The following is a 14,403-nucleotide window of genomic DNA, read 5'->3' as shown; positions in this document are numbered from 1 at the left end:
GCGCGCAAACGTTCATATTTCAGGTTCGTTGCGTGACTGCGCTCATATCAAGAAGTTTCGGCGGCACGCCGGTCCTCCCTTTGCATGCTGTCCCGAAACGAGTGGCGGATCGAAGCGAGTGCAGGCCATTGATGGCAAGGAAGCCAGCGTGAAAACAGGAGTGTGCAAGTGAGTAACTACGAAGCGGTGGGCCAGAGCCGGCTTACCCCAAATTCCACGGTGCCGAACAACACACCGGTACGCCGTCAGCGTCCGGGCGTGGTCATTTTCCTGCACGGCGTCAACGATCCCGGTGCCAGCTACGCTTCGGTCGAAGATGGGTTATGCCAGGGCTTGAACGAACGGTTGGACCGCGCGGATCTGAGGCCGGGACGCTATGGCGTGGACTACAGGGCGTCGGCTAGAAAGCCAGAAAGCGAGCGAACGCAAGACGACATCGATGCTCTGGATGACCCGGACACGCACCTCTACATGCGGAAGGATAAATACGCCAAAAGCGTGATGATTCCTTTCTATTGGGGATATCGAGCCGCAGACAACGAGATCAAGCGGGAGCCTAATGGCGACCCGACTAAAATCCGCACCCAGTACCAGGACAAGCGCGGAAATCGCCTTGATCGGCATTTCGGTAAGGCAGGCGGATTCTTCGCCAACGCCACCAATAATTTGGTGGAAATGTATGGCGAGGGCTTCGACAAGTTCATACGTCATGTGGCCAACCCTACGTTGCCCAACAGCCAGCACATGGCCACAGGCCCTCACCGTCGCTACTTCGTGCTCGCGGCCGAACGTTTGGCGACGCTTGTAAGCACAATCCGAGGTCTCTATCCGTCTGAGACCATCACAATCATTGGGCACAGCCAGGGCACGTTGATCACCCTGCTGGCACAGGCACTTTTAGCAGACCGATCACAGCGGTGTGCAGACTGCGTAATCATGGTGGCCAGCCCTTATTCGATTCTGACCGGCCCTACTCCAAGTGGGCACAATACACTCTCGACCCTGCTCCGAATCGTCGAGCACGTTACAAAAAACCCGTATGCCATGCCCGCACTCGGCGATATTTCAGAAGGTCAGCCGAATGCGGGCGGCCGTGCGGGGGCACGGTGGAACCCGCGGCAGGGACACCGCATTGGCAAGGGCTCGGAAACCATTGTTTTTCCCGAGCGCGACAATCGCGGCAAAGTGTATCTGTACTTCAGCCCCGACGACTCAACGGTTGGGCTTGATACGGTCGTAGGCATTGGCACCTTCGGCGTTCCCGATACGGCCAACGGCTCTCCGGCGATGGAGAAGCTGCGCGAAATGCGCTTCTTTCAAAGGCTTTGGACGAAGCGACATCGCGGAGGAAAGCCTGTGTTGGTTGGTGCTGAACCCTGTCGGCAACTGCTGCGCGCCGAAGGCGAACCACGTCATGCCGCCGGTTGGTCGTTGAAAAGCACCGCCGCTGAACCCATGAGCAAAACCGAATCCCTTTGGACCAATGGCGAAGCGTTGGTACCAAGCCATGTGCCGCAGATGTTTGGCGGCGAAGCCGTCAAAGGTAGCCCGACCACCCTGGGTAAGGACCGGCCTGATGACGTCACACAGAACATTGCGCTGGGCAAGGAGAGTGCGAATTTTCCCTGGATTCCATTGCCAGACACGTATGCCGGCATGAATTCAGATGCCGCACGTGCGAAGTTCAACAGCGCGTCACCGGACGAGAACAAGCACACCGCAAGCGTTCGACTTACTAGTTTGATCCACCGAACGATGGAACGGGAGATGACCCCGGAAGAGGCTCGCGAGTGGATGTGGAATACGAAGAGCAAGTGGGAGGACAACAGCTATCACTCTGCCATCCTGCGCGATCCGGAAAACCATCGCTGGGTAACCGCGATGGACGTGGCAATCGGGCAAGGCTTCAGCCTGGACGATCGTGATTGGAGGCAGCTGCTGACACTGATGGCGGATTGGAAGATGGGACGAGAGCAACTTAAAGCCATGCAAAATAATCCAAAGTGGCAGGAATTAAGTGAGTCCACACGAAAGCTCATTGTTGCATCGGCCAGGTACTACAGACGCGGTGAATTCCCGGCGGCCGATCTTGTCGATCTCAAGACCCTTCCCCAGCTAGTGACCGGCATAATTTTCGGGGGGAGCAACCTGTGAACACCGTAGGAAGATTGCGCCCCCGCGTTGCACCGTACGGCTGGACCGCAGTTGCACTCTGCCTGGCATGGACCCTCTGGATATTATTGATGGGCACGCCCCCAGATTCCGATACCACACTTAACGAACTGGAGAAGGGCTACATGCGTACCGCGATCGGCTGGGGTATTGGCGGAATCAGCGTGCTGGTCGCGCTGGTCTTTGGTGGCCACTGGGGTCTAAAAGCACTATCTCGCCAGTCAGGTGAGGCGCCCAGCGCGGTGGCTGGAAATACCCCTCTTCACGAGCAACAGGATGAAAGCACCTGGTCACTTGAACTGCGCGGCGTAGGGTTTGCACCAGGCCCCCATCATCAGGTGTCGGTCTGGAAAAAGATCCAAGAGAAACGCGATAACTTCGCATCGATCTATTCGCAGGATCCGAATGACTACCCAGACTCGGCGCAGAGTCGGCAAGTCTATGCCGGCACAAGAACTGGGTCGGCATTTCGGTATGCGGCCGGCGACGCAGTGGCATATTGGCCCATTCCAACCTTCGCAATAGAACCGCCGAATCTTGCAAAACGGGACTACATGCGTGCCGCAGACTTGATCGACACCGGGAGATTCAAGGGTTCCCTTGGCGTCACATTGTTTCTGTGGCAGCAAGATGCCAACGTTGCCCATGCACAGCCCATGATTGAGCAGCTCTTTGAGCTCTTCGACACTCAGACAGAATTGCCCTTGGCCATGATCGCAAGCCGCGACGGTGATGTGACGCGGCAACCCTATGCGCCTCCCGGTACTCCCCCACTATCAGACGAGCACTTCGTGCCTGTGGTGGAAGACACCACCGCAACGCTGTTGGTTGCGCGTACTGACCGCGTGGATCGCTACCTGCGGCCCTTTGCTCCGAATTACGCTGAGGACAATCAGGACAATCGCACGGATTTGGGCAAGCTCTGGTCTTTTTTCTTTGAGAACAAAACCAAGGCAATGGATCATTACGAGGAGGAAGCTCGGAAAGCTGGCGCCACAGATCCTATCGCACCCGGCACCACGCCAACGTCCTACTGGCAGGCCGCATTGCCTGCACTATGGGCAACAACTGACAACCGTGGCCCCGGTGAGTTCAAGCCCACACCATGGCTGCCGATCCGCTGGGCCAAACATCAAGTCGAAGAGTTCGATCGGGCGCCTCACCTCGGGCACCTGCATCGGCCGATCAAGGTCATGCTGCGTGATGCAGAGGGCAAGCCGCTGAAGCCGGCATTGCAGACCCAGGCGATGCTTGAAGGCTGGCAGCGGGCGCTGGCCACACTGCCGGAGGGAAGCGTGCCGAGCCGCGTGTTCTACGACAGTCATGACGGCACTGCGTTGAACGTGGCTCTGAACAACGCGCTGCATGCATTGAACACCGATGGTCATGGACTGGAGCTGGGCAATGTCGATGAGGGCTACGACATTGGCCGCCGCATCGCCAATGTCGGGGTGACCAGCCCGTTAGTGCAGATCGGGCTGGGTGCCGTTGCCAGCTATCACGAAGGCGGGGTCAGCGCGGTGGTATATGCCGGCGACGATGGCAGCGCCACCATCCAGATGGTGCGTCCGCCCAGCGCCGAAGATAAGGCCAAAAATAACCCGCCCGGTGTCAACCTCGATCCCTTCAAGCGACGGGTGCGCGGCGGATGACATCGCCCATTTGCCTGGGGGATGCCACTAGCAGCGGCGGCATGGTCACTGAGTGCCAGCTCGCGGGTAGTCACGCGGTGAAGGGAAAGCCCATCGCCGTGCTTGGTGACAGTGCGTCGTGCCCCATGCATCGCGGGAGCTTCCAATTTATTGAGGGTCACCCAACGCGCTTGATGCAGGGAAAGCCCGTGGTGCTTGAGGGGCACAAGCTTGCCTGCGGTTGCCACGCTATTGCTGGAACCGCAGATGCTATTCGGGTGGCCTGAAGAACCCCACCATGCGCTTGGCGGTGATGTGTTTATGGTTGATCGCATCAACGCGTGTCCATTACCAGCAGATCCACCTCGCCGATGCCGCGTTTGAACTGCAGTGCTGCCTGCGGCCTGAGCAGGACAACCCAGCGCTGCAGCAGTGGTTGGCGATGTGTACCCGGATAGTGGTGGGTACAGATAGCTGATCTGCCGGTTGCTGCATGAGGTTGGGTGATATTCCTGGAATATATGCACGAAATTGCATGATTGTATTCGGTGATGCATTATTTGCGCCCGCTTCGTGAAGTGGGGGCTGCCCCGTGCAGCTGCCGCCACAAGTCAGCAACGCCCCGCATCCAGGCCCATCCATATGAGCAGCCCCGAATCAGACGCACTCCCGCAGGAGCGCCAGCAGCGCATCCTCAACCAGCTCCAGGCCACGGGCCGCGTGGTTGCTAATGACTTGGCCATCGCGTTTGGGGTTTCCGAGGATTCCATCCGCCGCGATCTGCGTGATCTCGCAAGCCGGGGCTTGTGCCGACGTGTCTATGGCGGCGCGTTGTTGCCGACGCCGCAGTTCGACGCGCTGCCCGCGCGTATTCAGCGCACTGACGATGGCCGCAGTGCCTTGGCCGCGTATGCGGCATCGCTGATCCAGCCGGGGCAGGTGATCCTGCTTGACGCCGGTTCAACCAACGTTGTGATTGCGCAGCTGTTGCGCGACAAAAAGGTGACAGTCGTGACCAACGCGCCGGCCGTTGCGGACGCGCTGGCCGGTGAATCGGCGACGGACGTGCTGATGATCGGTGGCAAGATCGACCCGCAAAGCGGCGGCGCCATCGGCGCCATCGCGCTGCAACAGCTGATGCAGGTGCAGGCCGATGTGTGCATTCCGGGCGCATGCGCGGTGGATCCGGAAACCGGCGTGTGGGGCATCAACGTCGAAGAGTGTGCGTTCAAGCAGGCGATGATCCGCGTGAGTGGCATGACCCTCATCGTTGCCACGCACGAGAAGATCGGCGCGCGTGCAAGTTTCCGTATCGCAGGCATCGATCAGGTGGATCACTTGGTCATCGCTGACAGCATTTCAGCCGAACTACGCGAGCGGTTCGCTACCGATTCCCTGCGCGTGCACACAGTCGCCGTCGGTGCGGCTTGAATTCTTTCCATCCCGATGTTGGCCGTCCTGCGCCTGCGTCTTTGTTCGACTCCACTCATGACCGACCTCGCAACGCTTCAACGCCATCAACAGGCTGCCACACGCGCCGCTTTCTTCGTGCCGGGGTTTGCCATTGCCTGCTGGGCGCCATTGGTGCCTTTCGCCAAGCAACGCGCCGGTCTGGATGACGCCATGCTCGGCGTGGTGTTGCTGTGTCTCGGCCTGGGCTCGCTGTTGGCGATGCCGATTGCCGGCATGTTGGCGGCGCGACACGGTTGCCGTCCGGTGATGCTGGTGACGGTCGTGATAATGGCGATCACTTTGCCGTTGTTGGCGCTGGCGCCGACGCCGCTGACGATCGGCGTGGTGCTGCTGGTGTTCGGCGCGGCCATCGGCGCGATGGATTGCGTGATGAACCTCCAGGCGGTGGTTGTCGAGCGCGAATCGGGGCGGCCGATGATGTCCGGCTTCCACGCCTTCTACAGCATTGGTGCGCTCACTGGCGCGGTGCTGGTGACGCTGCTGTTGTCCGCCGGTGCAAGCGAACAGGTGGCGACGTGGGTCGTCGCCTTCGGCGCGGCGCTGGTCACCGCCTTGTCATTGCGGCATTGGCGCACGGAGCGCGCTGCGCAGGGCGGGGCAACGTTCGCGTTGCCGCGTGGCGTGGTGGTCCTGATCGGCCTGGTGTGCTTTGTCACCTTCCTGACGGAAGGCTCGATGCTGGACTGGAGTGCGGTGTTTCTGCACGAGGTGCGCGCCATCGACCTGGAACAGGCGGGCTGGGGTTTTGTTGCTTTCAACGTGGCAATGATGGTGACGCGCTTGTTGGGTGATCGACTGGTCAGCCGGCTGGGTGCATCTCGCGCGGTGTTGCTGGGGGGCTTGCTTGCGAGCGCGGGCTTTGCACTGGCGACATTGGTGCCGAGCTTTTCCATCGCACTGTTGGGCTATGCACTTGTCGGCATTGGCTGCGCCAACATCGTGCCGGTGATGTTCACTCTGGCTGGGCGACAAACGCGGATGCCGGAGAGCGTCGCAATCCCGGCGGTCACTACCTTGGGATATGCCGGTGTGTTGCTTGGGCCGGCATCGATTGGCTTCATCGCCCAGCACTGGTCACTGCCATTCGCGTTCTTGCTGGCCGCCTTCGCACTGGCCTGCGTGGCGGTAATCGGCGCGTTGATTGCCCGGTCAAATTAACGGCGTCGTCCGGGCGCAGGTTTCCCGATGATAAGCGTTGTGCGGTGGTTGCGCTGAGCGGCGGATTCAAGCGGAAAGGCTGACATTTGCGGTGGCCGGGCCTATGGTTCGCCGCACACGACTCATGACGAGCCCCCCGGGAGATTCTCATGGCTGCTTTCCTTCGCACGCTGTCGCTGTTGTTTACCGCCGCCTTGCTCGCACCGCTACAGGCGCACGCCGCCGACAACGGCATTGCCGTTGATCACACGCACTACGCAAACCGACCTTTGCTGCCGGACTTCACCGGCGCGGACTGCCCGGACATGCCACGCGGGCTGGAGCAGGTGAAGGGCAACCTGTATCGGCATACCAGCGGTGCTGGGCTGTCGGTGCACAGTGGCTTGGTCCTGATCACCAAGGACGGCGCGTTGGTGATTGATCCAGCGGCGACCTGTACCTCCGGCTGGTTGCGTGACGAGATCCGCACGCGCTTCGGCGTGCCGGTAAGTTATGTGGTTTACACGCACGGGCATGCCGATCACATCAGCGGCGGCCAGGTGTTCCAGCAGGACGGCACCATCGTGGTCGCCAACCAGCGTGCAGTGGAGCCAATCGTCGGCGAGAAGCTTCCCACCGCCGTGCCCGATCGCGTGTTCGACAAGGACATGAGCATCACGCTGGGCGGTGAAACCGTACTGCTGCATCGCGTGGCGGCGAGCCATTCGGACAGCATGATCATGGTGTTGTTTCCCGGCTATAAAGCGCTGCAGTGCACGGATGTCTGCCAGAGCGGAACCATGCCCTACAACGATTTCCTCGACTTCTACTATCCGGGATGGATCGAGACGCTGGACTGGGTGATCGCGCAGGACGTGGACTTCATCGACGTCGGTCATTACTCGCCGGCCACCCGCGAAAATCAGATCGCGTTGCGCGCGTATATGGTTGACCTGCACCAGCAGGTGCTTGAATTGGTCCGCGCGGGACAGTCATGGGATGAGCTGTACCGCAAAGTGACGTTCAGCGCCGAAACCAGGGCCTGGATCGGCTTCGACACGATGAACAAGCTGAACATCATGGGCATGTACCGCTGGGTCTCAAACCACCGTCGCGGTGAATGGTGACGGAGCGTGGCTGGAGGCGTGAGCGTGCGCGTTGCGCGGCTCACGCTGGAGTCTGAATTCGGGAGAAGCACCCTGGTTTTCGCGTGGCGGTGCCGAATGGGGGGGCGGTTGCGAACCTTGTCGGTGACTCCATAACGCAATCAGCACAGCGTGCTGATATCGCATTCCAATGCGGGAAATGGCGCGCTGGCCCGAATCCGCGTCAGAAACACCGTTACCTTCGGCCGATCCCGGGCAGCCCCGGAATCCACTAGGCTCTCAGGCGGTGCCGCGCGTGCTCGCGCGGCCTTTCCCTGTTTGGTCGGAGATGTCCATGTCGTTTTCCAAGCTCGCCCCGTTGTCCCTGACGGTCGCCATCGTTGCTTCGCTGGCCGCCTGCGGCAAGACCGAAGCACCTGCTGCCGCTGCTGCTGCCAAGCCGGCGTTTGATCAGTCGCAGATCAAGACGCAGCTGATTTCCCTCAACGCGGCCGATCTGGATCCGTCCATCTCGGCGTGTACGGACCTCAACGGTTTCGTCAACAGCAAGTGGCTCGCCGCCAACCCGGTGCCGGGCGACCAGACCACCTGGGGCAGCTTCGAGATCCTGCGTGAGCGCTCGCTGGAAGTGCAGCACGCGCTGGTGCAGCAGGCCGCCGCCGCCAAGGCGGAGGCCGGTTCGGTGGAAGCCAAGATCGGTGACATCTGGAACACCGGTTCGGACGAAGCGAGCATCGAAGCCGCCGGCATCACCCCGCTGCAGCCGGAGCTGGACAAGATTGCGGCACTGAACGACACCGCCGCGCTCGGTGGCTACCTGCGTGACAGCTACGCGCAGGGCAATGGTTTCCTGTTCGGGCTGTATGGCAGCCCGGATTTCAAGGATTCGTCCAACGTCATCGCCTATGTCGGCCAGGGCGGTCTGGGTCTGCCGGAGAAGGGCTATTACTTCGACGAATCGCAGGCCAAGATCCGCGACGCGTATGTGGCTTACATCGAGCAACTGCTGGCCCTGTCCGGCGTGGACGCTGCGCAGGCCAAGGAACAAGCCAAGGCCGTGATGGATTTCGAGACCCGCCTGGCCAAGGCCTCGCTGTCGCGTATCGAATTGCGTGACCCGTCCAAGCGCTACAACCCGCTCAGCGCCGCCGATGCCGACAAGCAGACACCGAACTTCAGCTGGACCGCATTGTTCGACACGCTGCAGATTCCGGCCAAGGACAAGTTCTCGCTGGCACAGCCGGCCTTCTTCGCCGAGCTGGACAAGATGCTGGCCGACGTACCGGCAACCACTTGGCAGGCCTACCTGCGCTTCCACACCGTGGACAACGCGGCGCCGTACCTGAGCAAGAATTTCGAGCAGGCCAACTTCGAGTTCTTCAACAAGACCCTGCGCGGCCAGCAGGAAATGCAGCCGCGCTGGAAGCGTGTGCTGGACTCGGTGAACGGCTCAATGGGTGAGGCGCTCGGCCAGCTGTATGTGGATGCGGTGTTCCCGGCCGAGTCCAAGGTGGCGATGGAGCACCTGGTGCAGAACCTGTCGGTCGCACTGAAGGCGCGCCTGGAATCGCTGCCGTGGATGGGCGATGACACCAAGAAGAAGGCGCTGGAAAAGTGGGCCAGTTTCACCCCGAAGATCGGCTACCCGGACAAGTGGCGTGACTGGTCGGGCCTGACCACCAATGGCGACAGCTACCTGGGCAACATGCAGGCCGCACGCGCGTTCAACTACCGCTACATGCTGGGCAAGATCGGCAAGCCGGTGGACAAGACCGAGTGGGGCATGACCCCGCAGACGGTGAACGCGTACTACAACGCGACCAAGAACGAGATCGTGTTCCCGGCCGCGATCCTGCAGCCGCCGTTCTTCGACGCCAAGGCCGATCCGGCCCTGAACTACGGTGGCATCGGCGCGGTGATCGGCCACGAAATGATGCACGGCTATGACGACTCGGGCAGCCAGTTCGCCGCCAATGGCAACTTCGACAACTGGTGGACCGACGCCGATCGCAGTGCATTCAACAGCCGCACCGACCAGCTCGTCGCGCAGTTCGACGGCTACGAGTCGCTGCCGGGCATCAACGTCAAGGGCAAGCTGACCTTGGGTGAAAACATCGGCGACCTGGGCGGTTTGACTGTGTCGTACGACGCGCTGCAGATGGCGTTGAAGGAAGACGAAAAAGCCAATGTGCCGGTGGACGGTTACACCCAGGACCAGCGCTTCTTCATGAATTGGTCCACCGTGTGGCGCCGTAATTTCACCGATGGCGAGCTGCGCGTGCGCCTGAACACCGATCCGCACGCACCGGCCAACTTCCGTGCCAATGGTGCGCCGTCGAACATGCCGTCGTACGCCGCAGCGTTCCAGTGCAAGGCCGGCGATGCGATGGTGCGCGCCGACGACAAGCGTGTCGTGATCTGGTGATTGCGGCAGTTGTTTGAAGATGTGATGTGAGAAGGCCCGGCATTGCCGGGCCTTCTTTTATCTGGGTGTCTGGGTGAAACGGGAAGGGTGGCGCTCACGCCAACCCCTCTGCCGTCAACGGGAGAGGGGCGCTATTTTCAAGTGGATTGCGCGTGTCATTTCCATGCGCACAGATGTGCCTGCTGGTCTCCTTGTCGCCGAGGAGATGATCAAGGGCAAATTACCGGGGCAGATGTTCCAGCACATACTCGGCCGAGGACACCTCGAACTTGCCGGGCTCTTCCACGAAGCAGCCACGCACGATGCCGTCTTCCACATACAGCGCGAAGCGGCGCGAACGGATGCCCATGCCGGAACTGCTGGCGTCCATCTCCAGGCCCAATGCGCGGGTGAAGTCGCCGTTGCCGTCGGACAGCATCTGCAGGCCGTCCGGCACCGATTGCGACTTGGCCCAGGCCTGCATCACGAACGGGTCGTTGACTGCCATGCAGAACACTTCGATGCCGCGGCTGCGGAAGTCGTTGAAGTGCTCGACATAGCCGGGCAGGTGACGGGCAGAGCAGGTCGGGGTGAACGCGCCGGGGACGGCAAACAACACCACCTTGCGGTCGTCGAACAGCGTGTAGGTGTCAACCGTCTCCAGCCCTTCGCGCAGACGCTTGAGGGTGACTTCCGGAACACGATCGCCAACTTGGATGGACATTGCGGACTCCTGAATCTGAATTGAAGTTTAGTGAGGGAGGGGAAGCGCAGCGTCAACGGCTTGAAAAGACCGTTTTCACACAACACCTCGTGGGCATGGAACGGCAGCGCCGTTGTGGTCTGCCAGCCGCTACTTAGCAGGAGGACATGATGAGCATCGTACGTTACCGGCAGTGGCCGACGCAGTCCGACATCCGCCACTTGCTGGCCCCGTTGCTGGAAACGCCCGCCACGGCACGCGAAGGCTGGGTGCCTGCCGTGGATATCCGCGAAGAAACCGCGCAGTTTGTGTTGCTGGCCGATCTTCCCGGCGTGGAGCCGTCCAGCATCGAGGTGCAGATGGACAAGGGCGTGTTGTCGATCAAGGGAGAACGCACCGCGACGGTTGCCGCTGAAGCAGAGCGGTTCTCGCGCAGTGAGCGTGCCCACGGCGCCTTCAACCGGCGTTTCACGCTGCCCGACACCGCCGACGCGGAGGGCATCGTCGCCCGCAGCCACAACGGGGTGCTGGAAATCCGCATTCCCAAGCGCAACGAGGCCGCGCCCCGGCGTATCCAGGTGGAATCGGCGACCGCTGCCTGAGCGGTGTGAGCATCTTTCCACCAGCAGGACCGCCGTGGCCCGTTAGAATGGCGCCACGGCGGTTGCCGGTTGCATGACGGCCCGTTGCCGAAAGGTGGCGGGCCTGACTTTTTTGCAGAGGTGTAAGGATGGAATTCAAGGATTACTACGCAACGCTGGGCGTGGAGCCCACCGCCGGCGATGCGGAGATCAAGACGGCTTACCGGCGCTTGGCGCGCAAGTATCACCCGGACGTCAGCAAAGAAGCCGGCGCCGAAGACAAGTTCAAGGCCGTGAACGAGGCCTATGAAGCGCTGCGCGATCCGGCCAAACGCAAGGCCTACGATCAGCTGCGCGCGCAGGGCTATCGTCCCGGCGAAGAGTTCCAGGCACCGCCGGGTTTCGGTGGCGGTCAGGGCTTTGATTACGAAGAAGTGTTTGGCGGCGCAGGTGCGGGCGGCGGCTTCAGTGATTTCTTTGAAAGCCTGTTCGCCCGCCAGCGTGGCGGCGGTGGTGCAGGCGGTGCGCGTGGCCGCAATGGCTTCGGCGGCAGCGCTGGCCCGCAACCGATGCGTGACACCCGCGCCAAGCTCTCGGTGCCCTTGGAGGCCGCCTACAACGGCGACAGCCTGCGCATCACCGTGGACGGTCGCCAGCTCGATGTGCGCGTGCCCAAGGGCATCCGCCCGGGGCAGGTGATCCGTCTGAGCGGGCAGGGCAGCGGTGGCGGCAACCTGATGCTGGAAGTGGAATACGCCGCGCACCCGCAGTTCGAGGTGGACGGCCGCAACATTCTGTACACGCTGCAGGTCACCCCGTGGCAGGCCGCATTGGGCACCAGTATCAGCGTGCCCACGCTCGGTGGCTCGGTGGAACTGAAGGTGCCAGCCGATTCGGACAGCGGCCGCAAGCTGCGCCTGCGCGGCCGTGGTTTGCCGGGCAAGCCGGCCGATGGCGATCAGATCGTCGAACTGGAAGTCATCGCACCGGTGCCGGAAAACGACGCCCAGCATGCGGCGTATCGCGAACTGGCCAAGGCGTTTGGGGACAGTGTTTGACGACCTCCCCTTCTCCCGCTTGCGGGAGAAGGTGCCCCGAAGGGGCGGATGAGGCGAGCTTTTGCTCTACGTGCTTTTAGGAGCCCCCTCACCCCAACCCCTCTCCCGTAAAGACGGGAGAGGGGCTTTAAGCATAGCGCGCTTCTGGGCTCACTTGCCCGGCATGCGCAGCGCCTGCTCCAACGCTTTCGGGTCGCCGTCATTGGGCTGCGCGGTGATGCCGATCAGTCGGGTCAACAACGGATATACATCCACGTTGTCGAACGCGGTCAGCTGCTTGCTTTGGGCAAATGCCGGGCCGCGCGCGACGAATACCGCCTGCATCGATGGCAACGCCGGGTCGTAGCCGTGTGAGCCACTATTACCGGGTGCACGCTTGGCGAGCATTTCCGCGGTCACTGCATCCCAACCTTCATCCATCTGGCAGATGATGGCCGGCACACGCGGGTTTTGGCCGTAATGCCAGCGCGTCGGCAACTGCGCCTTGTTCCAGCATTCGTAGTGGGCATGGCGACCGAGCAGTGCTTTCTCGGCTTCTGCCTGCTTGCCGGGTTGCGGTGCGAAACCAACCGACTGCCCAATGGAAACGGCGCGCGCGATGTCCGGCGCGACCATGTCATCGGGCGTGATTACTTGATCCTGCTTGACCGTGGCCATGCCGTGGTCGGAGACGACGACGATGTTGGTGCGATCCAGCGAGCCGTCGCGCGCCATGCCGTCGATCAACAGGCCAATCGCCGCATCCACCTGGCGCAGCGCCGCTGCGTATTCGGGGGAATCCGGGCCGTATTTGTGGCCGGCTTTGTCCACATGCTCCATATAGGCAGCGACGAAGCGCGGCTTGATTCCGTCCGGCGCGCCCTGCAGCCATGACAACACCAGCTCCATGCGCTCGGGCAGCGGCACGCTGTCGTCATACGGGTGGCGCTGCTGCGCCTGCAAGCCGTGGATCGGTGCTTCACTGCCAGGCCAGGACCAGGTGGCGCTTTTGTAGCCGGCCTTCTCGACGCTGACCCAGAGCGGTTCGCCGCCTTCCCACCAGGCGGGGTTGCGCACGGCCTCGCGATCTCCAACGCGGAAGTCACCCAGCGCGTCGGCATTCATGCTGTTGTGGACCACGCCGTGGTGATCCGGGCGCAGGCCGGTGACCAGCGTGTAGTGATTGGGGAAGGTCAGCGACGGATAGGAAGGCCGCATGCCGACCGACCGCACGCCTTCGTGCGCCAAGCGCGACAGATTGGGGCTGTTGCCGCTGTCGAGCATGTCCGCACGCAGGCCGTCGATGGACAACAGCAGCACGGTCGGTGGCGCCGGAGGTGGAGAGGATGGCGTGGGCGAAGTTGCGCACGCGGCGAGCAGGGCGCAGGTCAGCGCCGCAACGGGAAAGCGTATGGAAATCATCGCGCCATGATAAATCGGGCGTGTGACGCTTTGGCGCTTTGGTTGGTGTTGGGGTGTGGAGTTTGAACGCACATGCATCGCACCTGCGCGAGCAAGAGAACATGCAATCCAGCAGGCAACCGCGATCAGTCCCCTCCCTTTTGCGCCGCGAAGGGGAGGGCTGGGGAGGGGGAGCTTCTGTCTCTGCGCTTGCCGGCTCAGCGCCTAACCACGAATTCCAAGCCCGCAACTCAAGCAAACAAATCCGCCACCGGTTCTTTCACACCAATACCTTCCAGCCGCAACAGTGCCGCCTTGGTCGGCAAGCCGCCGCCGAAGCCGGTCAATGCGCCGTTGTTGCCGATCACGCGATGGCAGGGCAGCACGATGGGCAGCGGATTGCGACCGTTGGCAGCACCCACCGCGCGGGTGGCGGTGGGTTTGCCGATGCGTTCGGCAAGCTCGCGATAACTCCAGGTAGCGCCGAACGGAATGCGCGCCAGCATCTGCCAGACATCCAATTGAAAGTCGGTGCCGGCCGGCGCCAGGATCAGGTCGAACTGGCGGCGCTTGCCCTGCAGGTATTCCAACAATTGCCGGCGCGGTTCGGCAACGAAATCGGCGTCGTGCTGCCACTGCTCGCGGCCTTTGGCGTCGTGGCGGTTTTCGGCGAACAGGATGTGGCGTACGCCGTTTTCATCGGCGGCGACGGTGAGTGGGCCGATGGGGGTGTCGAAGCGGTCGTAATAGAGGGTCAT

At 61.8% G+C, this 14,403-nt stretch carries 13 protein-coding genes; 10 read left to right on the top strand and 3 right to left on the bottom strand.

The annotated features are described in order from the left end of the window. Positions 1-168 precede the first annotated feature (168 nt). The 8 genes from ACREP4_RS01525 (at position 169) to ACREP4_RS01490 (ending at position 9,944) form a co-directional block, all read left to right on the top strand. Positions 169-2,154, top strand: coding sequence for a T6SS effector phospholipase Tle3 domain-containing protein (locus ACREP4_RS01525; RefSeq protein WP_431594447.1), 1,986 nt, complete (start codon positions 169-171; stop codon positions 2,152-2,154). A gap of 89 nt (positions 2,155-2,243) precedes the next feature. Beyond that, positions 2,244-3,824, top strand: coding sequence for a type VI lipase adapter Tla3 domain-containing protein (locus ACREP4_RS01520; protein ID WP_431594446.1), 1,581 nt, complete (start codon positions 2,244-2,246; stop codon positions 3,822-3,824). Beyond that, positions 3,821-4,090 (top strand): PAAR domain-containing protein, encoded by a 270-nt coding sequence (locus ACREP4_RS01515; RefSeq protein WP_431594445.1) that lies wholly within the window; start codon positions 3,821-3,823, stop codon positions 4,088-4,090. Before ACREP4_RS01520 ends, ACREP4_RS01515 begins: the two co-directional genes overlap by 4 nt. 11 nt (positions 4,091-4,101) lie before the next feature. Continuing rightward, positions 4,102-4,281: a hypothetical protein gene (locus tag ACREP4_RS01510; RefSeq protein WP_431594444.1), complete on the top strand. Its 180-nt coding sequence runs from the start codon at positions 4,102-4,104 to the stop codon at positions 4,279-4,281. A 164-nt stretch (positions 4,282-4,445) separates the two neighbouring features. Then, positions 4,446-5,234, top strand: coding sequence for a DeoR/GlpR family DNA-binding transcription regulator (locus ACREP4_RS01505; RefSeq protein ID WP_431594443.1), 789 nt, complete (start codon positions 4,446-4,448; stop codon positions 5,232-5,234). Positions 5,235-5,291: 57 nt separating this feature from the next. Then, positions 5,292-6,434, top strand: coding sequence for an MFS transporter (locus tag ACREP4_RS01500; RefSeq protein WP_431594442.1), 1,143 nt, complete (start codon positions 5,292-5,294; stop codon positions 6,432-6,434). 149 nt (positions 6,435-6,583) lie between these two features. Continuing rightward, positions 6,584-7,540, top strand: coding sequence for an MBL fold metallo-hydrolase (locus ACREP4_RS01495; protein ID WP_431594441.1), 957 nt, complete (start codon positions 6,584-6,586; stop codon positions 7,538-7,540). A 313-nt stretch (positions 7,541-7,853) separates the two neighbouring features. Then, positions 7,854-9,944 carry a M13 family metallopeptidase gene (locus ACREP4_RS01490; protein WP_431594440.1) on the top strand — a complete coding sequence of 697 codons (2,091 nt, stop codon included), beginning with the start codon at positions 7,854-7,856 and terminating at the stop codon, positions 9,942-9,944. 220 nt (positions 9,945-10,164) lie between these two features. Here ACREP4_RS01490 and ACREP4_RS01485 read toward each other — a convergent pair whose 3' ends face one another. Then, positions 10,165-10,647 carry a peroxiredoxin gene (locus tag ACREP4_RS01485; protein ID WP_431594439.1) on the bottom strand — a complete coding sequence of 161 codons (483 nt, stop codon included), beginning with the start codon at positions 10,645-10,647 and terminating at the stop codon, positions 10,165-10,167. 149 nt (positions 10,648-10,796) lie between these two features. Here ACREP4_RS01485 and ACREP4_RS01480 point away from each other — a divergent pair, with 149 nt between their 5' ends. After that, entirely contained in the window at positions 10,797-11,228 is a 432-nt protein-coding gene (locus ACREP4_RS01480) for an Hsp20/alpha crystallin family protein (RefSeq protein ID WP_431594438.1), read from the top strand. Between the two features lie 128 nt (positions 11,229-11,356). Beyond that, a complete protein-coding gene (locus tag ACREP4_RS01475) occupies positions 11,357-12,265 on the top strand; it encodes a DnaJ C-terminal domain-containing protein (protein WP_431594437.1) in 909 nt (302 codons plus the stop codon). A gap of 150 nt (positions 12,266-12,415) precedes the next feature. Here ACREP4_RS01475 and ACREP4_RS01470 read toward each other — a convergent pair whose 3' ends face one another. Both ACREP4_RS01470 and ACREP4_RS01465 read right to left on the bottom strand, forming a co-directional pair. After that, positions 12,416-13,666: an ectonucleotide pyrophosphatase/phosphodiesterase gene (locus ACREP4_RS01470; protein WP_431594436.1), complete on the bottom strand. Its 1,251-nt coding sequence runs from the start codon at positions 13,664-13,666 to the stop codon at positions 12,416-12,418. 230 nt (positions 13,667-13,896) lie between these two features. Continuing rightward, on the bottom strand, positions 13,897-14,403 hold the full coding sequence (locus ACREP4_RS01465; RefSeq protein ID WP_431594435.1) for a methylated-DNA--[protein]-cysteine S-methyltransferase: 507 nt from the start codon (positions 14,401-14,403) through the stop codon (positions 13,897-13,899).

The sequence above is a fragment of the Stenotrophomonas sp. genome (assembly GCF_050737575.1).
GTDB lineage: Bacteria > Pseudomonadota > Gammaproteobacteria > Xanthomonadales > Xanthomonadaceae > Stenotrophomonas.
The sequence above is the reverse complement of the archived record's forward strand: the minus strand, read 5'-3'. Positions and strand labels throughout refer to the sequence as shown.